The following is a 229-nucleotide window of genomic DNA, read 5'->3' as shown; positions in this document are numbered from 1 at the left end:
CCACTTCGACCTGGGCCCGTGCGCCCTCGCGCAGATCAAGCGGGCCGGTCCGGAGGACACGACGCTCGACGCGGGTCCGTGCGCGGCCTCGAGCGATCCCGAGTCGTACACGGCCGACACCGCCGTGCAGGCGGGCCGCGCTGCCGTGGCTCGGCTGCGGGGGCGGTGACGGGCGCGACGACAGGACCCGTCCTGTCGGTGGGCGGCGTGCCCACCATCCATCCCATCT

The 229-nt window shown here is 75.1% G+C and carries 1 pseudogene; it reads left to right on the top strand.

The annotated features are described in order from the left end of the window. Nucleotides 1-169, top strand: a pseudogene (locus tag AC0IX4_RS23470) (CAF17-like 4Fe-4S cluster assembly/insertion protein YgfZ); the annotation flags it as partial. Nucleotides 170-229 lie beyond the last annotated feature (60 nt).

It is taken from the genome of Rhodococcus sp. AC861, from assembly GCF_979256035.1.
Note: the sequence above shows the minus strand (reverse complement) of the source record. Positions and strands in the feature narration are given on the sequence as shown.